The organism is Saccharicrinis fermentans DSM 9555 = JCM 21142, assembly GCF_000517085.1.
In the GTDB taxonomy this organism is placed as follows: domain Bacteria; phylum Bacteroidota; class Bacteroidia; order Bacteroidales; family Marinilabiliaceae; genus Saccharicrinis; species Saccharicrinis fermentans.
The window spans coordinates 1,898,865-1,921,384 of record NZ_KI912107.1 but is presented as its reverse complement, the minus strand read 5'-3'; the positions used below and the strand labels follow the sequence as shown (position 1 = coordinate 1,921,384).

Here is a 22,520-nt window from a genome sequence, read left to right as displayed (position 1 = left end):
GTTTAATAAATAGGGTAAGCTTTTTTTTATAAAAATATTCTTACCTCTTATCTAAATTATAAAGAAATGCCAAAGTCACAATTTATTGATCCTGTGCAGGTCAGAAAATCTGGAAAAATTATATTTAAAGATATTCCGGTAAATCAATATGATAAAACCATTGAAGAAGAAAAAGTAAATTATTCCAAAGAACAGTTAGTGGGTATTTACCACGATATGGCCTTGATCCGTCAGTTTGAAACCATGCTGAACCTTATTAAGATACGGGGTGAATATCATGGAATTGAGTATAACCATCCAGGACCCGCTCACCTTTCTATTGGGCAGGAATCAGCGGCTGTAGGAATGGCTTTCCATTTAGGGGCGAAGGATTTTATCTTTGGTTCTCATCGTTCGCACGGTGAGATATTAGCCAAGGGCATGTCTGCTATTTCTAAAATGTCGGATGATGACTTGATGGAAATGATGGAGAATTTCTTTGATGGTACCATACTCCGTATTGTATCTAAAAACCATACAGGTGATACCAAGTCGTTGGCTCGACGATTTTTGGTGTATGGGACATTGGCAGAGATATTTGCTCGCGAAACAGGTTTTAATAAAGGATTGGGTGGATCGATGCATGCTTTTTTTACTCCATTGGGGGTATATCCTAATAATGCCATTGTAGGAGGATCGGGCGATATAGCTGTAGGTGCTGCACTCTATAAAAAGGTAAATCAGAAAGAAGGAATTGTTGTGGCCAATATTGGGGATGCTGCCATGGCCTGTGGTCCGGTTTGGGAAGGCTTAGCTTTTGCTTCCATGGATCAGTTCCAGCAATTGTGGGAAGGGGCTTATAAGGGAGGACTGCCTATTATCTTTAATATTATGAATAACCAATATGGTATGGGTGGACAGACCTGCGGAGAAACCATGGGATACGATATGGCCGCTCGTATTGGGGCAGGTGTTAATCGTGATGGTTTGCACGCAGAACGGGTGGATGGCTATAACCCATTAGCAGTTATTGATGCCTATAAGCGTAAGATGAAAGTGCTGAAAGAGAAGAAGGGACCTGTGTTGTTGGATGTGTTGACCTATCGTTACAGTGGACATTCTCCATCCGATGCCTCTTCGTATCGTTCAAAAGAAGAAATTGAAGCCTGGGAAGCGCAGGACTGTATTGCTTCCTATGGTAAAGAATTAATAAAAGCCGGCATTGCCCAGCAGGAAGAACTGAATGCCATCGAGTTTGATATTGTGGAATTGATGAAATATTCTATGACGCTGGCTATCGATGAGGACGTTTCTCCTAGAATGGATTTGGTGAAGCATCCGGAATTAATCGGAGATATGATGTTTTCCAATGAAAGCATGGATAAGATGGAAGATCGCAAGGTGGAGGTGAATCATCCTATGGAAGAGAATCCTCGGGTGCAGCAGATTGCAAAAAAGGAAAGGTTTGCTTTTGATAAAGATGGTAAACCATTTTCAAAAATTAAGCAATACCAATTGCGAGATGGTTTGTTTGAAGCTATTATAGATCGTTTCTATAAGGATCCTACGCTAGTAGCTTATGGTGAAGAGAATCGTGATTGGGGAGGTGCTTTTGCCGTTTATCGTGGCTTAACAGAAGCCTTACCATATCAACGCTTGTTTAACTCGCCCATTTCAGAGGCTTCCATTATTGGCACTTCCATAGGGTATGCGATGTGTGGTGGAAGGGTGATTCCTGAAATTATGTATTGTGATTTCTTGGGGCGTTGTGGTGATGAAGTGTTTAATCAATTACCTAAGTGGCAGGCTATGTCAGGTAATGTGATTAAAATGCCTGTGGTTATTAGGGTATCGGTAGGTTCAAAGTATGGTGCACAGCACTCTCAAGATTGGTCATCGCTGGTGGCGCATATTCCAGGATTGAAAGTATGTTTTCCAGCTACACCCTATGATGCTAAGGGCCTGATGAATACAGCCCTTCAGGGAACTGACCCCGTCGTGTTTTTTGAAAGCCAAAGAATATATGATGTGGGAGAACAGTTTCATCAAGGAGGCGTTCCTGAGACATACTATGAGATTCCATTAGGTGAGCCGGATGTGAAAAAGAAAGGTGATGATGTTACCATATTATCGGTGGGTGCTACCTTATACCGAGCATTGGAAGCTGCTCATGAATTGGAAGAGAAATATGGTATGTCGGCTGAAGTAATCGATGCCAGGACAATTGTACCATTTGATTTTGAGCCGATAATTGCCTCCTTGAAAAAAACAGGACGCATTCTTTTAACCAGTGATGCCAATGAACGAGGATCGTTCTTGAAAGATATGGCTCAGAAAATTACAGAATTAGCCTTTGATGAACTGGATGCTCCTCCTGTAGTGGTGGGCTCTCGTAATTGGATTACACCGGCCTATGAGTTAGAAGAGTTCTTCTTTCCTTGCAAGGAATGGATGTTGGATGCTATACATGAAAAAATGGTTCCCTTAAAGGGACATGTAGTTAAAAATAATTTCACTAACGCCGAAATGATCCGCAGGGGTAAGTTGGGCGTTTAATCCCGAAGGTGCATTAGAAAATATATTCGTCATTAAATAATAAAACGGGCATGATTAGGTGTCGAAAGCGCTTGTTACCAGTAGTTAATTCAACGATGGTAAAGGATGTGCCCTTCAGAAATCTTATGTTATGTAATATCTGATACAAATTTTAAATCATGCAAAATCTATCTACACTACCCGAAAAATTGCAATTATTAGAATGGATTGGTAAGCAAAAGGATCGGTCTATATACAATGTGAATGCACATTTGCATACACCTTATTCCTTTAGTGCTTTTAAAGATATTTCTGAAATATTTCAATTGGCCAAAGAACAGGGGGTTCGTATATTGGGGATTAACGATTTTTATTCTACGGACGGATATGAAGAGTTTAGTTACCTGGCTCGTGTCAATAATATTTTTCCCTTGTTTAATATTGAGTTTATTGGTTTAAACCAAAAGGACAAGGAAAAGGGTTTGAGGTTGAACGATCCGGGAAATCCGGGACGTGTTTATTTATCTGGAAAAGGTTTGTTTTTTCCTCCAAAAATGGATGAGCCGTATGCGAGTCAAGTGAATGAGATTAAACAAGAAATAATTACTAGGGTGGGGCAGATGATGGATAAAACAAATGTCCTGCTCAAGGATATAGGGGCGGATATTGTGCTAAGTATGAGGGAGATATTCGAAAAGTACGCCGTCGACTTGGTGCGGGAAAGACATATTGCAAAAGCGCTTCGTATTCAGGTGTTTGAAAAATATTCATCACTTGATGATAGAGCCGTTTTTTTTGAAAAACTGTATGGTCAGGCTCCTAAGGTTTATATGGGAAATAACGCAGCTGTAGAAAACGAAATACGAAATATGCTTTTTAAAGCTGGGAAAAAAGCTTTTGTTGAAGAAAATACGAAGGCTTTCTTGCCTATTGATTTAATAAAAAAAATGATTCTTCATGCTGGTGGTATACCTACCTATCCTTTGTTAGCTGATAATCTGGAGGGTGAGTATACTGCATTTGAAAGAAATAAGGAAGCGCTGTTGGAGGAATTGAAAGCCAGAAACGTTCATTCTATTGAGTTTATTCCCAATAGAAATGACCTGAGATTATTAAAAGAGTATGCTGGTTTTTTTTGGAAAAATGAAGTCTTGGTGACCTTTGGAACAGAGCATAATAGTCCGGATATGATTCCCATGAAGGTGGAAACAAGAGGGCACATTGATTTAGATGATGAACTGAAAGAGCTGTCGTATAAAGGTGCTTGCGTGGTGGCGGCTCATCAGTATTTAAAGTCGAAAGGAGAAGAGGGCTATGTGAAAGAGAGCGGAGAAAGAAATGGCAATAGTCTGCAACCTTTTGTAGAGTTGGGACATGGGGTGATAAGTAAATATTTTGCAGAATAGAAATATAATAATTGAAATAATCATATGACATTTAGTGAAAAATTAACGGAAATACTTCCAGCACTTAGAATGCTACTATCTGAAGATAAAGTGAAGGTAGCAAAAATAAGTGTGCAGTCCGATTCTTCCGGAGCAGATCTAATATTGGAAGAAAAGGAGCTTGTAACGGAGATTATTACAGAGCTGATAGCTAAAATACAGGATTTTAAAGCAGCGCATCATTCCCTACCACAATTGGTTTATTTGAATGGTATGGGTATGGTAGCGGTTGCTGAAACAAGTTATAAAGTTGATTGTTTATTAAGAGGAATTGAACCGGAATCGCATCCTGAGCAGGAGGGACGAGCTGTTGGAAAAACTGTGCTTGTTACAGGTGGAGCCCAAGGTTTTGGAGGTGGTCTGGTTAAGCTTATGGTGCAAGATGGTGCCAACGTAGTTATTGCCGATTTAAACGAAGAGAAAGGGAAGGAGTATGCGGTGGAAATGAATAAGATGTGCCGTACTAACAAAGCTTTTTTTGTTAAGGTCGATGTCTCTAGTCCTCTTTCGGTTCAGAATCTAATTTACGAGGCGGTATCTGAGTTTGGTGGCTTTGATGTTTTTATATCTAATGCCGGAGTATTGCGCGCTGGTGGACTTGATGAGATGACCCCCGAGGATTTTGAATTTATGACCAAAGTAAACTATACAGGTTATTTTAATTGCGCAAAATATGCGGCCCCTGTCTTGAAATTACAAACAGCCTATCGTGACGGATATTTTGCTGATATTATTCAAATCAATTCTAAATCAGGATTGAAAGGGAGTAACCGTAATTTTGCCTACGCAGGAGGTAAGTTCGGAGGCATTGGTCTAACACAATCTTTTGCCTTAGAATTGATGCCCAACAGAATAAAAGTTAACTCCATCTGTCCGGGTAATTTCTTTGATGGACCCTTATGGAGTGATCCTGAAAAAGGACTCTTTGTACAATATCTGAATGCTGGTAAAGTAAAAGGAGCCAAAACCATTGAGGATGTAAAAGCCTTTTATGAAGCGCAGGTGCCTGCAGGTAGAGGATGCACAGTGTTGGATGTGATGCGTGCTGTATATTACATTATTGAACAAGAATATGAAACCGGTCAAGCTGTTCCAGTAACAGGTGGTCAAGCTATGTTAAATTAACTATATGGAGATTAAAGCTATCATATTTGATCTGGATGGAACCCTTTTTGATTCTATAGAGGATATTGTGGTAGAGAAAGTGTTATATAAAAATGAATGTAGGAAATGATGAAGACTAAAGCAGTACGATTATATGGAAAGGCAGATCTTCGTTTAGAAGAATTTGAATTGCCGGAGATAAAGGATAATGAGATATTGGCTAAGGTAGTGTGTGATAGCCTTTGTATGTCATCTTTTAAGGCGTCTAATCAAGGGGCTGATCACAAAAGAGTACCTCAAAATGTGGATCAGCATCCTGTGATTATAGGTCACGAATTTGCTGGAGAATTATTGGAGGTAGGAAGTAAATGGGCAGGACAATTTAAAGAAGGTGATAAATTTTCTATTCAGCCTGCCTTAAATTATAAAGAAGGGCCCGTTGGTATATTGAGTGCCCCAGGTTATTCTTATCATCATATTGGAGGAGATGCAACTTATGTGGTTATTCCCAATGAGGTGATGGAACTGGGGTGTTTGTTGCCTTACAAGGGGGAGGGTTTTTATCCGGCTTCCTTATCAGAACCCTTATCTTGTGTGATTGGCGCCATGCATGCCAATTATCATACAGTACCGGGTTCGTATGTGCATAACATGGAAATTGTGGATGGAGGAAAAATGGCTCTCTTGGCAGGTGTTGGACCTATGGGCTTGGCTGCTATTAATTATGTGTTGCATCGTAAAGATCGAAAACCATCCTTGTTGGTGGTGACCGATATAGACCAAGATCGTTTGGATAGAGCTGCCACATTGTATACGCCGGATTTTGCAGTATCTCAGGGAATAGAATTAAAGTATATAAACACAAGTAAGATGAAAGATCCTGAAAAAGAACTGAAAGAAATTTCTGGGAACGAGGGCTATAACGATGTGTTTGTATTTGCGCCTGTAGCTCCTGTAATTAAGCAAGCGGATGCAATCTTGGGCTTTGATGGTTGTTTGAATTTCTTTGCTGGTCCATCCAACCCAAACTTTGAAGCTTCATTGAATTTTTATAATGTACACTATGCATATACACATGTGGTAGGAACTAGCGGTGGTAACACCGATGATATGAAAGAGGCACTGGACGTGATGAGTAAAGGATTGGATCCGGCTGGATTGGTAACCCATATTGGTGGAATGAATGCTGTTATTGATGCAACCTTGAGCTTGCCCAATATACCTGGAGGTAAAAAATTGATCTATAATCATGTAGAAATGCCCCTGACAGCTATTTCAGATTTTAAGAAAATAGGTGAAAATAATGCCGTATATTGTTTGCTCGCTGAGGTATGTGAACGTAATAACGGACTGTGGAGTGTGGAAGCTGAGGAATTGTTGTTAGCAAATGCCAAAGCCTTAAATTATTAAATTCAGCAATAGAATTGGAGTCCAGGTAATTTGTTTGACGAATATGGGCTTTAATTTTAAGGTCTTTTATCTATAATTCAAAAGCATAAAAAAAGATGATTTATTTAGCAGACACAGCCAATATTGATGAACTAAAAGAATTGTTCAGCTATTTTCCTATAGAAGGCGTAACTACCAATCCAACTATTATCGCGATGGAGAAAAAGCCGATGTCGGTGATCATGCCGCAGTTGGTAGATTTGGTAGGAGAACGGATGTTGCACGTTCAAGTGATTAGTAATCAGGCAGAAGATATGGTGCGTGAAGCCATCGCCTATAAGGATAAATATCACTTGGGTGATAATTACTTTGCTAAAATACCAGTGACCAAGGAAGGTTATAAGGCTATGCCGCTTATCAAGAAGGAAGGTATTCATGTTACGGCAACAGCTATTTTTACCCAACAGCAAGCCTTGGTAGCGGCTAAGGCAGGTGCTGATTGGGTAGCTCCTTACGTGAATAGATTGGATAATATTTCTTCTCATGGTATTGAGGTAGTAGGTAATATTGTGGATAATATTGAGCGTTATGGATTAAAGACAGGTGTGTTAGCTGCAAGCTTTAAAACCGTTGATCAGGTGCATAGAGTGAGTATGATGGGAAGTCAGGCTGCTACCATCAGTTTTGAAATTCTAGAACGCCTTAGAAGTCACCCGATGACTGATATGAGTGTTGAGTGGTTTGAAAAGGATGCCAAAGGGTTATATGATATCGAGTTTTAGCCGATTTTACGAATGCACCCCCGGGAGAAGCTGTAGGGGGGTGTAATGGATCTTTTATGGATATATGCCTGAAATAGGTTTGTTTATTAGGGACTTATGGGTGATTAAAAAATTAAAATATGAAAAGAGCCATGAGAATTGTTGCACACACAGGAGTATGCTTCATGCTGGCGAGTTCCATATGACCATTGAAAGATAAATTTAAACATATGATGAAAACGCATATCAATTGGAAAAAACTGCAAAACGGATCAGACATTCGTGGCGTTGCCATGGATGGCATACCCGGTGAAGAAATTAACTTAACATGTCAAGTGGCAGAGAAACTGGGTCGCGCTTTTGCACATTGGTTACATCATAAAACAAATCTATCAACTTTAACTTTAACTGTGGCTGTGGGTACGGATTCTCGTTTGACAGGGCCATCTTTGAAAAAGGCCTTTGTACAAGGCTTGGTTCATGTTGGAGTTGATGTTTATGATTGTGGTATTGCTTCTACTCCAGCCATGTTTATGGCAACAGTGGACGAAGATTATTGCATTGATGCAGGCGTGATGCTTACTGCCAGTCATCTACCTTTTAATAGAAATGGATTCAAGTTTTTTACACCAGAAGGAGGAGCCAATAAAAGTGATATTACTGAAATATTACAATGGGCTGCCCGGGATCATTTAAACGCCATTAGCGAGTCGGGTGTAGTGAAAGAATTGGACTATATTTCTACCTATTCAAATCACCTAGTTCATAGAATACGCTCTGGTGTGCAATCCAAGGTGGATAAAGTACAGCCTTTAAAAGGACTAAAGATTATTGTGGACGCCGGTAATGGGGCTGGAGGCTTCTTTGCTAAGAAGGTTCTCGAGAAACTCGGTGCCGATACAAATGGTAGTCAGTTTTTAGATCCAGATGGAAACTTTCCCAATCATGTTCCCAACCCTGAAGATGAGGTGGCTATGAAATCCATCAGCGATGCAGTGATAAGAGAAAAAGCAGATCTGGGTATTATCTTTGATACGGATGTAGATCGCTCAGCGATTGTGGATAAACAAGGAAACTCCATCCATAGAAATGAACTCATTGCTTTGATATCAGCTATCGTGTTAGAAGAGCATCCGGGTAGTACTGTGGTTACAGATTCTATTACCTCAGACGGTTTGACTTGGTTTATTCAAACCCATTTGAAAGGAAAACATAAGCGTTTTAAACGTGGTTATAAAAATGTAATTAATGAGTCACTGCGTTTAAATACAGCCGGAGAAGAAAGCTGGCTGGCTATTGAAACAAGTGGGCATGCTGCCCTAAAAGAAAACTATTTTTTGGATGATGGAGCTTTTTTAGTGGCTAAACTTCTTATGAAAATGGCTGACTTGAGGTTGCATAATAAAGAGCTGTCTCAATTAATAAATGAGCTTCCTAAACCTATCGAGAGTAAAGAGTTTAGATTGAAAATAAAAACAAAAGATTTTATTTCGTATGGACAATCAGTTATTGCTGCCTTGGAGAATAATTTGAGCAGTGACTGGGAAAAAGTATCTGAAAATTACGAAGGTATCAGGGTGCAATGTAAACATGAGAGTGAGGATGGTTGGTTTTTATTGCGTTTATCGCTCCATGATCCAGTTATTCCTATTAACATAGAGTCTAATGTAAGAGGTGGTGTTGAAGTTATTGTTTCTAAATTAAAACATATACTTGAATTATATATCCATTTAGACTTGTCTCCACTAAATTAATATTTCCAATTACTTTCGCTGTGGTACGGAATTTTATATTGCAATGATCAATGGCTGATCGTTTTTACTCTTCTCTTAAAATGATATTAGAACACTATAGTGGGCAAGATACGCTATAATGAGATTTCTAAATTTATTAGTACTACACTTCTTAAATCTGCAGATACATTAGAACTTCGAATTAGATTATTTAATTTTCATAATATAAAGCATTGTCTTGTTTTTGAGCTGCGATATCAATGGTTGATTGAAATTAGTTATGAAATAGCAGGTTTTTGCCACTATTATAGATCATTTTGTGCACTTTGGGTAGATCAATTAATATGATTGCGTTAATAGATGAGTGTTATTGATTGTCTGTATGTGTTTGTTTAATAGTGTGTTTGTGGTGTTGTTTTACTAATAAAATAATAGGTGTACACTATTTTGCAACAATTAGAATACTATTTGAGACAAATGAAAAATCCATTATTTACTTGCTTAACTACATTTGTTAATGTAAACAAGTGTTAATATGTGTAAATCAATGTGGAGTTATGTGCGTTGTTTATGTGTGGTGTGTTAACTAAAGTTAATGTGAATTGAATCATAAAATTCATTTAGAACTCAAATATATTTTTTTATGAAAACCAAAAATCTAAGATTAAAAGCAAAAGGCTTTATTATGCTGTGCTTCTTTTTAGTTACTGCGTCTACCAGTATTTTTGCGCAGGAGAAAACAGTGACAGGGAAAGTAGTGGATAGTAATGGAGAAGCTATCCCGGGAATAAATGTGATCGTTAAAGGTACCACACAAGGAACGATTACTGACATAGATGGGAATTATTTAGTTTCCAATATTTCTAATGATAATATTTTGGTATTTTCATTTGTGGGTATGACAACCCAAGAAGTGGCTGTGGGATCTCAATCAACGATTAATGTTGTAATGCAAGATGATGCATTGGGACTTGAAGAAGTAGTTGTTGTTGGTTTTGGTACGCAAAAAAAGGCGACAATGACAGGAGCCGTTACTCAGGTGAAAGGCGAAGAAATGATTAAAGGTAAAGGTACCTCTAGTGCAGCTTTAGCCCTTCAAGGTGAGGTTCCAGGTTTAGTAGTAACCAGAGGTTCTTCAAGACCGGGTAATGAAGGAATGGATTTAAAGATTAGGGGAGATTTTTCGGTTAATGGTAGAGGTCCTTTAATTTTAGTAGATGGATTGGAAGTTCCCGAATGGCAATTGAATACGATGAACTCCAATGACATTGAAACCTATTCTGTAATAAAGGATGGTGCTGCTGCTATTTTTGGTACCAAAGCGGCCGGTGGTGTTATACTTATTACCACAAAAAAGGGGAAAAAAGGAAAAATGAAAGTGGATTATTCTGGAGAATATCAAGTGAATATTCCAGGTGAATTTCCCTTAATGGATCTGGATGAATATATTGATTTTTTGTATACTATTGGAAGTAACGATAATTTCCAGTATATCAATGGTACTACCGGTGAGTGGGAAGAAAGTGCATTTTCTACTACTTTCTTTACTAAAGATGAAATGGAACAATATATGGCAGGAACCTTTCCTTTGGCTCCAGATTCTTATTTTACACTTGGTCAAGAACATCGTTTTGCGAATGTTGATCAGTCGAAATTAGTATATGGAAATACAATTTCACAAAGACATAATATCGCCGTTTCAGGTGGTGGAGATAAGGCTACGTATCGAACTTCTTTGGGTTTTGCTAATGAACGTTCTCCCATTGAATTTGTATATGATGGTGCAAAAAAATATAATTTTCGTACCAATGTTACTTATGATGTCAATGATATGATTAGTACTGATTTTAATGTGTCGTACGATAATAGATTAATTGATGAGCCTTCGGAAGGTGTCGGAGAAGGACTTCAAAATCCTCCTATGTATCCGGTTTATAATGAGTTTGGTCAATATTATGGATTGTGGGAAGCAAATATGCTCGCAGAACTGGACGAAGGTGGCCGTACCAAAACAAATCAGGAAATTATTCGGTTGGGTGGTACTCTTAATTTGGATTTAGATAAATATATTCAAGGACTTTCTTTCACCTATAAGGCAAATATCCGCTCTCAGAGTAGTGATAAAACGATTCGTTATACCGGGGTTGATTATTATAAGTGGGATGGAAGTTTTGACCGAACCATTTATCATGATTCAAATAATTCTTCTGTAAATGTCAATCTTTCAAAAACTCTGTTTCAGAATCATGTGGTACAAACTAATTATAAGCGATCCTTTGGAGATCATAATTTGGGAGCCATGGTGGGTATGTCTGCAGAAGTGACTGATTATAGTCAATATAATATGTTTAGAGGTAATATGTTATCCGACGAATTAGATGATTTGAATACGGGAGATCCGGCAACGCAAACCAATGCAGGGACAAGTAATGATAATGATTATGATTCAGAAAGCTACGGAACAGGCCTAGTCTCTTATATTACTCGATTAAACTACGATTACAAGGGTATCTACTTGATGGAGTTGATGGGGCGTCGTGATGGTTCGTCTAAATTACATCCTGATGAACGATGGAAAAATTTTTACGGTGCATCTGTGGGTGTTCGATTATCTGAAATGGGCTTTTTGAAAGATGGTGTTTTTAATAATTTAAAACTCCGTTTTTCTTATGGTGAAACCGGTTCCACCAGTGGTATTAATAATTATGACTATGTATCCACTATTAATTCTTCGGGAGAGGCTTATTTCGGTAATAGTGCTACTATCTATCCTACTGCCTATATTAGTGCAATGACCTCTACAGATAGAACCTGGGAACGAATAGCGAATACCAATTTTGCTCTTGATTATGCGGTATTAAACGATCGTTTAAGTGGTAGTCTTGAATATTATATTCGTAAGAATGATGATATGTTGATTAGTATTACTTATCCTGAAGTATTAGGAGCTACAGCACCAAAAACTAATAGTGGAGCATTTGAAAATAAAGGATGGGAGATTTCGGCTAATTGGCGCGATAAAATAGGAGAGCTAAAGTATAATGTGGGTGTTGCAGTATGGGATAGTAAAAGTGAATTAACACGCATGGATGGCGCGACTACCATTGAGGGTGGAGTTAATAAAACTGTTGTAGGTAAGCCTCTATACTCAATCTATGCCTACGAAACAGATGGTTTGTTTCAAACTGAAGAAGAAATATTAGATTATTACGATAAATATGGTTTCGATCATACGACCGCTGAACCATATGATAATAAAGAAGGAACTAATTTATTACAGTACGCAAGTGACCAACGACTGATTCCTGGTTCTGCGAAGGTTGTTGATTCCAATGGAGATGGATATATCAATGAAGATGATTTGGTTTATCAAGGAGATACGAATCCTCACTATAGTTATTCTATTAATTTGGGATTGGCTTATAAGGGGTTTGATTTTAGTGCATTTTTCCAGGGAGTTGGAGAGCAACAGTATATTCGTGAAGGTCGTTTGGCCTATCCTAACTCGTCATGGTGGACCAATCAAAATAGTACTTTCATCGGAAAAACATGGACTACAACGAATACAGATGCCGATCTGCCTATCGTTAATGGAAGACGTAAGGGGGAATTAAAAGCCTGGAACTGGAGTAATATTAACGATTACCGAATTGTAAATGCGTCTTACTTGAGAGCAAAAATGATTACTGTAGGTTACAGTTTACCCCAATCTCTTCTTAGTAAAGTAGCTTTGGAAAGGGTGAGATTCTCAGTTACAGGTAATGATCTATTTACTTTCAGTAATGTAAAAGATGGATTAGATCCTGAAAATGGTTCCGAGGCATCACATGGTACTGTGCCATTTACTTCTTCAATTATTTTTGGTGTTGATGTTACTTTTTAATTGCTTAATTTGATGATCATTATGAATAAAATAAATTTAAATATGAAGACTATCTTGATGACATTACTCTCTGCAATGATTGTGTTGAGTAGTTGTGAAGATTATTTGGAGCAGGATCCAAAGGACGAACTTACAGAAGCGATCTATTTTACTAAACCTGAGCATTTCGAGTATGCTTCTTATAATCTTTATGGAGCTTTGGGATGGGATGATGGAGATGAAGCTTCTGATTTATGCAGTAACTTGGCTGATGATGATGTGGCACATGGATATAGTGTAGCTGCATTGGACGACGATGATTATTGGAAAAAACCGTATAGCAGATTACGTGCGGTAAATGAATTAATACAAAAGGCGGAAGAGTATACTGGCGATAAGGATGAAATTGCTGAATATCTTGGAGTTGGCTATTTCTTTAGGGCATGGAATCACTTTATCATGCTGAAACGGTACGGTGGTGTTCCTATTGTAACTCGCGTGCTGGATGTGGATTCGGAAGAGGTATATGGACCAAGGAATAGTCGGTATGAGGTGGTCTATCAGATTCTTACAGACCTGGATATGGCGATAGAAAGATTAAGGTTTGAAAGCGATATTAATGATGGTACTGAGACTGGTATGGTTTCTGTTGAAGCAGCTAAGGCTTTTAAAGCGCGTGTGTTGCTGTATGAAGCAACCTGGGAAAAGTATGTGTCGGACATAGAATATTTAGATGGAGATGGTATAGAAGCCGGAGCCGGAAGTAATAAACCTGAGGGATATCCATCTATAACAGATATGTTAACAGATGCGAAGCAAGCTGCTTTGGACGTGATGTCTAGTGGCGAGTTTGAACTATGGGACAAAAGAGCTCAATTAGAGGCTGCTGGAGCAGGCTATGGCGATCGCCACATATACTATATGTTTACATTGGAGGATGGTTCTAATCCAGCAGGGTTGTCGAAAAGTGATAATAAAGAGTTTGTTTTTCAAACAGTGTACGATTATACTTATAAGCAAATTCGCCAGAATCTTTCACATAGTATGAAGTTTACACCTTCTCGAAAGTTGATGGATATGTATTTATGTAAAGATGGTTTACCTGTTCAATATTCTAGTGAGTTTAAAGGCTATAGGAATATGACTGATGAGTTTGAAAACCGAGATCTACGTTTAGTTGGTTTAGTAAGCGAACCTGGTAAACAATATTGGGGTTATGGCGCTAGTGCTAGAGGAGGTGGTGCTCGTTATGATAAAACATTTGAAGAAGTCGAGTTGGAAACATCGTACGATTATACCTACTGGCCTCAATTATTGAATAATGCTGAAAGAGGGGTTGGTTATAGCGGACTTAAGTTTGTTACTGAAAATTATAACCGTGAAACGAATACTGAATCTTATAATTATCCACAAATTCGTTTGGCTGAAGTAATGTTGATATATGCAGAGGCTGCTTGTGAACTCGGTGGTGGTCAGCTGAATGTTTCGGGAGCTACTCCCATTTCTCAAGGTGATTTGGATATGACGATTAATAAAATAAGAGCACGAGCAGGTGTTGCACCTTTAACTTATGATTTAATTGCACCTTATCCTGAATTGACGATGTTGGGTGAAATTCGTCGTGAAAGGGCTATTGAACTGTATGGAGAAGGACATCGGTATGATGATCTAAAGCGTTGGGGAATAGCATATGATGAGCTTAGAAGGTCAACTTGTCTAAATTATATTCAATACGAAGGAACCAGTACAGAGTATGAAACAATGGTTCATCCCCAATATGAAGATGGACGTATGTTATTTGATGCTTCTGTATTTCCTAATGGTTTAACAAGCGGAGAATCGGCCACGTCTAGTTATGCCGGTATTGCACCTACTAAACCAGGTGCGCTGATTATAGATGATGCCAGTGTACGTAGTTTCCGGGTTGCAAATTATCTAGAGCCTATACCTAAAAATCAAATTGAATTAAATCCAGCTTTGGTACAAAACCCAGGTTGGTAGATAGTAACACATGATAATTGTTTCAGCCGGCAGTCCCAATAATCGGGTTCAGCCGGCTGTTTTTGGTTATGTGCAACATATAGCTCATTATTAGGGATTATTTTAAAATGTAAGAAGCTTTCATAACTATAATTTAGATGCGATATCTTGTACGCTTCAGTGCATTGGTAGATCATTTATTTATGAAACGAACCGTGGTAATATCTTTATAAACAGGTATCTGATTGGTGTCGGTGAGTATCATATGACCATTAAGAAACAAATTATAAACATATGAAAATGAAACAAGTATTGCTTTTTTGTGCCTTAGTGCTAGGAGGTGTTTTGAGTGCGCAATTGAAAACTTCTGTGGGAAAAAAGGATTTCTCAGATTGGTTGGGGGTGCAAGAGGTGAAAAATAATATTGGGATCATAGAGAGTGGAGATGTGATCTCTTTTCATTATCCTGAAAAAAAGGCCAGTTCCATAGGTTATCGGGATTTTTATGCCAATGCAAAGGATTGGAGTAAATATGCAGGATTGGCATTTAACATTTTTCAGAAAAAAGAATCTTCGGCCGAAATTGAAATTAAGTTTATGGTGGCCAAAGAGAGTATGCGGAAATTGCAAGGTGAGACGATGGCTCGTATACCGATAAAAGGAAAAGGGTGGCAACGCGTTTTTGTGCCTTGGGAAATGTTTAATCTGCCCCAAGGGCAGCGAGGAACTTTGCAAGGAGTTAGTAAAGTTGAGATGAAGTTTTTGTCTGAGAATAATCACAAAGTGCAGGTCAAAGATATTGTGTTAACAAAAGGACAAGTATTGTCCTTGGAAGCACCCATACAGGGAAAATCAGCTGCCGCAGGCGATAAAGTACAATATGAGATTATTTTGGGGAATACCAGTTCCAAGCACCAGCATGTTCAACTCGTCTTTCCTAAGGAAGGGTGGGAGTCAATGGTGGCTGTAGTCAAGCCTGATAGAGTAGAATTAGCTCCCAATGAAGTGAAAAAATGTAGGGTGCAGGTTCAACTGCCCGCTTCGTTGCCCCAGGGTGCTCGGGAGAAACAAGTGCTTAAAGCTATGGCCAATGGCGACGCGATTGCTAGTATCGAGTTTATTACTGCCGTGAGTGTTCCTTCTCCGTTTATAGTGCACACACTGGATAATTGGAATAAAGTAATAAAAAAAATAGAGAACTACGATTGGGCAAAAAAGGGCTTAGCAGAATATGTAAACAAAGCAGAAAAGTGGCAAGTGCCTGATTATGCCACAAAAGATGCAGCTATTGACGTTTTTCGCGGACCTTATCTTTTTCATAGTAATGAGGCAGGAAATATGATGAACTGTGCCATCGCTTACCGATTAACAGGAAAAAAAGAATACGCACAAAAGTGTGTTGAGTTTTTACGAAAACTTTCTGATGAAGAAAAAGGATATCCGGCTACATACCGTGTAAATCAAAATAATTTTGTGAAGGAAGGAGGAGTCTTTCAAGATGTTGCCCGAGCCTATGATATGGTAAAAGATTGTGGCCTGTTGACGGATGAAGATCATCGTCTGATAGAGCAAACATTTCGCTTGTATATTGAAACGGCTATGTTGGGAAATGATGACGGAGGAATTAATAATTGGGACCTGAGCGAGTTGGCTGGTGCTTTTTATTGTGCACTGGTTATCCAGGATTGGAATTTGGTTGACTGGACTTTGAATTCCCCATCGGGTATTTATCGTCAGTTTACACAAGGAGTAATGAGTGATGGGTGGTGGTATGAGTGTGCCGTAGGATATAACTTATGGTGCTCAACTATGTTCTCGGAAATAGCGATCGCTTTGCGGCCTTGGGGTGAAGATTTTATAGATGTAAAAAAGCCTATTGGTACTACACCCTATTATTCTTTGTTACCTGAACGTATGAAACCTGGTTTATATGGGATGAACTTTAATAAATGGGGAACCATCACTAAAAATAACGTAGGTATCAAAGATATGTGGGATGCTGCTATTCCCTTTCTGGATTATCGCGGGGTCATATTTGCGGTGAATGATGCCAAAGAAGATTTAGTGGTGGGAGAACCTTATGAATTAGCTTATTACCTGTATAGAGATCCTGAATATGCTGCGGTGATACAACGTGGTACTACCCGAAATCTGTTGTATGGTGTGCCAGAATTACCTCCCGTTAAATCGGAGAAAATAAAACAATCTGCCTATGCCGATAATATGGGTATTGTTCAGTTGCGTTCACAAACTAAAAACAGAGAACAGCGCGAGCAGATTCAAGCAGTGCTACATTATGGTACTTTTGGCGGATATCATGGTCACTTTGATCGAACGAATTTCTTGAGTATGATGAGGTACGGTCGTAGTTTTTATAATCCTGAGATGTATTGGTACGGCTATAAATCCTATTTGTATAAATTCCTGGTACAAACCTCTGTGAATAAAAATATGGTGGTGGTTGACCAGAAGATGCAGGAACCCCGGGAAAGCTTTAGAACCTTATACTATACGGGTGACATGATGCAGGCTACTGCTGTAGAAACCAAAGCACGTTGGAGCAATCCTCCTTATGGAGGTATGGTGTATGGTGATAAAAAGGATATGACTTTTGCTTATAAGGCCTGGGAAGAGGGCAGGTCGCTTCAAGTGCCTGAAGATATACCAGATTATGGGGAATTAACAGACTTTTCTGAACCTGTTTTACAACGACGACTGATGATCATGATGGATGATTATGTGGTGTTGGCCGATTACTTGCAAGCAGAACAGGAGCACACTTACGATTGGCTGTTTCAAATAAAAGGCTTTAAGCAATTATTGGCACATAAGGTGGAATGTATAAAGCATGATAAGCAGATGAGTCAAGATCCCCTTGGAAGTGCTCAATTTATTACGGATTGTAGCTGGTATAGTACCCAAGGTAGTGCTCGTGCTCAATTTGAAATGTGCTGGGGTGTAAATTGTGATAATGAAGGGGCTAGAATGCCATACAGCGAAGATGGACCTTTGAAAATAGATGTGATCACTGCTTGGCCTCAACAGAATAAAATTATGATTGGTACTGCACCCGAAAGCTTTGGGGTTAATAAACAACTGTGGTATGATATAAAAGCGGATGGTAAAACCTTATTGAATGATAGTACAGGTGCTTGGGTATTGGGAAGTAAAAATATTTCATTGGATATTGAAGGGAAAAATGAACTGGTACTAAGCACTCGCTTAGGGAATAAACCCAAAAACAATACTATTTTTTGGGGCAATGCAAAATTAATCCTTCAAGATGGTTCTGAGCTGTTCATCTCTTCTCTTCCTGTAAAGTATAATAATGTGATTCAAACGCAGACAGGACTTGATTATTATGGAGGACCGGTTAAGATTGGTGGAGAACCCATGCAATATTCACTACCTGCAATGCCTGCTAATCATCGTGCAGCTGGCGAAATAGTAATTGACCTATCGGGGTTAAGCGCAGTTGGTTTTAAGGCCGTTATAGGCGGCGATTTTCCTTTGGGAGATGAAGCGTCACGTCGCAAAACAATGGCGGTTCGTACGTTTGGAAAAGAAACCCGCTATTTATCTGTTATTGAACCCTACGAAAATGAATCAATGATAAAGGCTGTTAAAGCCAAAAGTGCCAATGAATTGCTCGTTGAATTAAAGGATGGCAGAGTGCAGGAAATTGTTATTTCAAATTTGGACGGAGATACTAAAAAGATGCGTGTGTCTGTGAAAGAGACAGTTGACGGAAAAATTGTACGTCAGGAATGTACCGAGCATTAAATTTATTTTTTTGGGGAGTTCCTTATGGCCATTGATAATTAAATTATAATCGCATGAAAAAAAATCTACTATTAAAAATGAATGGATTTATTGGGAATCCAAGATTATTATTGACTATGGTATTCGTTGTTGTGTGTTTCATTTCTCATTCACAAACAACTGTTTATTCATTAAATGAGCTACTACCGTATTTGGATGATGATGGTGTAGATGTTAAACTGGAACCTGGAACTTATTCTATCACAGCAGTAGATGTGGCATTAGGAAAGTTTGGAACGACTAATTTTCAGGATAATATCTCCTTATTGCTGTTTTCTGGAAATAATAGTACCTATGATTTTACCGACGTTACTTTAAATATTTCTACCGAAGTTTTTCAAAGTTTTGGTTCTGTTCAAATTTATGAAGTGCATGTAACGGGTAATAATAATGTATTAAAAAATCTTACCATGGTGGATGATGGTTCTGTGTATGATCAACCTAAAAAAAGTGCATTGGGTGTATGCATGGATGGTAAAGAAAATAGAATAGAGGGCTTTCATATGACCGTTAAAGGCTCTTTTCCTTATGGTTATGGTGATGCTTTTGGTAAAGGGGGTACTTATACGATTAAACACTATAAACATTCGGCCTTTTTAATTCGAGGGACTAAGAATCATGCAAAAAATTGTACCATAATTCATCGTTCTTATGGTCATGCCATGTTTATGCAAGGTGCCAGCTATCCTGTTATCGAAGGGTGTTATGTGGAGGGAGAAATGAGATCCACAGATGATATGCTGGCCGAAGTGGGTACGGGATCGCCTGCCGATGAAATCGATTTTATGACTGAGTGGGGATATAAGTTACCGCCAGGTTATATGTTGAGTACAGGTGAAGGGGGAATTCGTGCTTATAACTCGGGAACAACTTATATTGACGGAGAGATGATAACAAGAGGAACCGATAATCCCACTGTATTAAATTGTACCATCAAAAATATGAGAACAGGCGTTACCCTGGCACATGCCACAGGGACTAAATATGTGGAAGGATGTACAGTCATCGGGTGTGAGAATGGTTATTCGCTTGGATCGGGTGATGTGGTAAACTGTTATGCTGATTGTGCTTATGGACCAGTGTACTCATCGACCTATGAATCAGATAAGAATTTTAATGCTGATATTACTATTATAGCACCTGAAGATTCTTATTATAATGGCTCGCATAGTGTAGCTTATATTGGCGGAAGTAATCACAATATAACTTTACGTACTTCTACGTTTAATTTGGATGAGAACTTGTGTATTAAAGTGGGAGGTGATAAAAATAGTATTCGTCATATGTATGGGAATCTTCCGCATCAGAATAATTTTTCTTGTACTGGTTTTGAAATGAATAATTTTACTCATTTCCCTATTGTCTTGTCCGATAAAAGTTCAAATGTGTTGGGGCTATCGGGTGGTATGGTCAGTGATTATGGTACGGATAATAATATAGTCTTTTCGCCTGTTTCAGTGGTAACTATTCAAGCTGAAAATTATGCTGATATGGATGGGGTTGATACGGAGCTTTCATCTGATGTTGGCGCAGGTGAGAATGTAACTTCTGTTGATGTGGGTGATTGGTTGAGTTATGAAGTGGATATTCCGTATGACGGAATGTATAGTATGAATTATAGGCTTGCTAGTGAAACCAATATTGGTGAATTTAGCCTTCGTATTGATGGAGAAAATGTGGAAAATATATCTTTTTCAGCTACAGGATCTGCTCAGACATGGACAACCGTATCATCACCCAATGCATTTTATTTAAGCAAAGGGGTACATGTGGTGAATATATATGCTAATTCAGCTGCTTGGAATATTAATTGGTTGGATGTATTACTGGAGTGTGCAGAGGTGGAGATTGTTCCTAACATTGAAGTAAAAAATGTTTTCGGAACCTTGTTAAGTAGCCAGCAAACAACCGAAATATCTGTTTTTCGGGGCAATACTGTGTTATTTAAGCCAGAGCCGTTAATGGGAGGTAGCTGGATCTGGACAGGGCCCAATGGCTTTTCTTCAAACGAGAGAGCTGTTGAGTTAACTGATCTGCAACCAGAGTCGGAGGGTGATTATATGGCGACTTATACCAATGATTGTGGATTGGAGAGTACGAAAATCATACGTGTTACCCTGGAGGATTCTTTTACAATGGAAGCTGAGGATTACCTGGAAATGAATGGTCTTGAAACGGAAACCACCACTGATACCCAAGGCGAAAGAAATATAGCCTTCGCGAATATCAATGACTGGGCAAAATATGATGTTAATATTTCTCAGCCTGCATATTATAAATTGAATTATCGTTTGGCTAGTGAAGTGCCGGGTGATTTTATGATTAGTATTGATGGGTTAGAGTTCGAACAAGTTTCTTTTGAGGCAACAGGAGGTGCGTCAACCTGGTCTACAAAAAATAGCGATTCTTCGATTTATCTTGCGGAGGGTAGTCATAGTGTGGTGATATCTTCAAAATCATCAGGGTGGAAATTGAATTGGATTCAATTTTTGGCCCAGGATTATGTAACAAGGTGCTTATTACCTGTTTCCAATGATGGATTTACTGTGGGAAATACGTTAAAAGATTGGTCTTCAGGAATCTTTGATACTAGTTGTGTAGAGGCTGTTAATGTGCATGTTAGGGTAAATAGTGTAGGTTCGATGAGTCAGTCAGATTACTTGAAGATGTATTATCGTGTTGATGGTGGTGATATGATACCTATTGTTGAATATACCGGAGAAATAAGTGAAACGCTATATTCGGTCAATGAAATTTCCGGAACTACCATAGAGCTTATTATTCAGGCCAACAGTGAAAGTGAAAATACTTTCTATAGTGTATCAGACATTGATATTTTGGAAAGTGTAGATCCTTATGCGATTATTCAGGCCGAAGATTTTGATGACTATTATGGTTTATTGGTTCAAGCAACATCGGATGAGGGAGGTGGTAAGAATCTGAATAAATTAAATGATGGTGAATATGCCATGTATAAAAATTTAGATTTAACCAATGTGAATACTATAAATGCGCGGGTTGCTACTGAATATGAGGGAGGCTTCATTGAAGTTAGGTTAAATGCGGTAGATGGCGAATTAGTGGGAATTGTGGAAATTCCAAATACCGGGGATTGGCAAGCCTGGCAAACAGTAAGCTCTGCTATTGGTGTTGAAAGTGGAATATATGATGTGTATCTGGTTTTTAGAACAGAAAACGCTTATGTCGGAAATCTGAATTGGTTCCAGTTTGAAAATATTTCACGGGATCCCATGTCGCGTATGGAGGCGGAAGATTACGACAGTATGTACGGTGTCGAAAAAGAATCTACGAGCGATATAGATGGACAGTTTGATTTGGGCTGGATTCATAACGATGATTGGATCATGTTTAGAAATATAGACATGCAAGGTATTAAAAGTGTAGATATGCGCTTGGCGTCTCCTAATAAAGAGTGTTTTATAGAAATTAGATTGGACAAGCTTGACGGTACGCTTATTTCAACTATAAATGTTCCTCAAACAGGAGGATGGGGAGTATGGGATACTGTTAATGAAGAGGTGGTGGAAATAGAAGGTGTGCATGATGTTTATATTGTTTTTAAAGGGATGGATACCGGGTATTTGTGCAATATCAATTGGTTAAAATTTGATGCTACCTATATCGGTATAAATGATCCTACCAATACAGATGTTTTTATTTATCCTAACCCTGTAAAAGATGATTTATTCTTTCATGGTTTTATTGCTTCCTTAGTAAATGTTTATAACAGCAAAGGTAGACTGGTAAAGGTAAGTTCAGTGGATTATGACCAACAAAAAATAGATCTATCGGATTTGCTACCTGGAATTTATTTCTTAAAAATAGTTGATTGGGAGGGGAACGTAATGAGTAAAAAAATTGTCAAACAATAGTTATAATATAAACGATT

Annotated in this window: 10 protein-coding genes; all 10 read left to right on the top strand. The window is 38.5% G+C overall.

The window, feature by feature from the left end:
- The first annotated feature begins 66 nt into the window (after nucleotides 1-66).
- The 10 genes from CYTFE_RS0107580 (at nucleotide 67) to CYTFE_RS0107530 (ending at nucleotide 22,503) form a co-directional block, all read left to right on the top strand.
- A complete protein-coding gene (locus tag CYTFE_RS0107580) occupies nucleotides 67-2,535 on the top strand; it encodes an alpha-ketoacid dehydrogenase subunit alpha/beta (RefSeq protein WP_027471320.1) in 2,469 nt (822 codons plus the stop codon).
- Nucleotides 2,536-2,693: 158 nt separating this feature from the next.
- Nucleotides 2,694-3,920 carry a PHP domain-containing protein gene (locus CYTFE_RS0107575; RefSeq protein ID WP_044212113.1) on the top strand — a complete coding sequence of 409 codons (1,227 nt, stop codon included), beginning with the start codon at nucleotides 2,694-2,696 and terminating at the stop codon, nucleotides 3,918-3,920.
- Between the two features lie 24 nt (nucleotides 3,921-3,944).
- The gene (locus CYTFE_RS0107570; protein ID WP_027471318.1) at nucleotides 3,945-5,084 is read left to right on the top strand and encodes an SDR family NAD(P)-dependent oxidoreductase; all 1,140 of its coding nucleotides are present in this window, start codon (nucleotides 3,945-3,947) and stop codon (nucleotides 5,082-5,084) included.
- Between the two features lie 105 nt (nucleotides 5,085-5,189).
- Entirely contained in the window at nucleotides 5,190-6,473 is a 1,284-nt protein-coding gene (locus CYTFE_RS0107560) for a zinc-binding dehydrogenase (RefSeq protein WP_200871208.1), read from the top strand.
- Between the two features lie 95 nt (nucleotides 6,474-6,568).
- Nucleotides 6,569-7,234: a transaldolase family protein gene (locus CYTFE_RS0107555; RefSeq protein WP_027471316.1), complete on the top strand. Its 666-nt coding sequence runs from the start codon at nucleotides 6,569-6,571 to the stop codon at nucleotides 7,232-7,234.
- 209 nt (nucleotides 7,235-7,443) lie between these two features.
- Complete coding sequence (locus CYTFE_RS0107550) at nucleotides 7,444-8,967, top strand: phosphohexomutase domain-containing protein (RefSeq protein WP_152541661.1); 1,524 nt, start codon at nucleotides 7,444-7,446, stop codon at nucleotides 8,965-8,967.
- A 622-nt stretch (nucleotides 8,968-9,589) separates the two neighbouring features.
- Nucleotides 9,590-12,829 (top strand): SusC/RagA family TonB-linked outer membrane protein, encoded by a 3,240-nt coding sequence (locus CYTFE_RS0107545; protein WP_081735937.1) that lies wholly within the window; start codon nucleotides 9,590-9,592, stop codon nucleotides 12,827-12,829.
- 21 nt (nucleotides 12,830-12,850) lie between these two features.
- Nucleotides 12,851-14,809 carry a RagB/SusD family nutrient uptake outer membrane protein gene (locus CYTFE_RS0107540; RefSeq protein ID WP_052343440.1) on the top strand — a complete coding sequence of 653 codons (1,959 nt, stop codon included), beginning with the start codon at nucleotides 12,851-12,853 and terminating at the stop codon, nucleotides 14,807-14,809.
- Nucleotides 14,810-15,082: 273 nt separating this feature from the next.
- On the top strand, nucleotides 15,083-18,571 hold the full coding sequence (locus tag CYTFE_RS25515) for an alginate lyase family protein (protein ID WP_052343067.1): 3,489 nt from the start codon (nucleotides 15,083-15,085) through the stop codon (nucleotides 18,569-18,571).
- Between the two features lie 53 nt (nucleotides 18,572-18,624).
- Nucleotides 18,625-22,503 (top strand): carbohydrate-binding protein, encoded by a 3,879-nt coding sequence (locus CYTFE_RS0107530; RefSeq protein ID WP_027471312.1) that lies wholly within the window; start codon nucleotides 18,625-18,627, stop codon nucleotides 22,501-22,503.
- The last annotated feature ends 17 nt before the right edge of the window (nucleotides 22,504-22,520 follow it).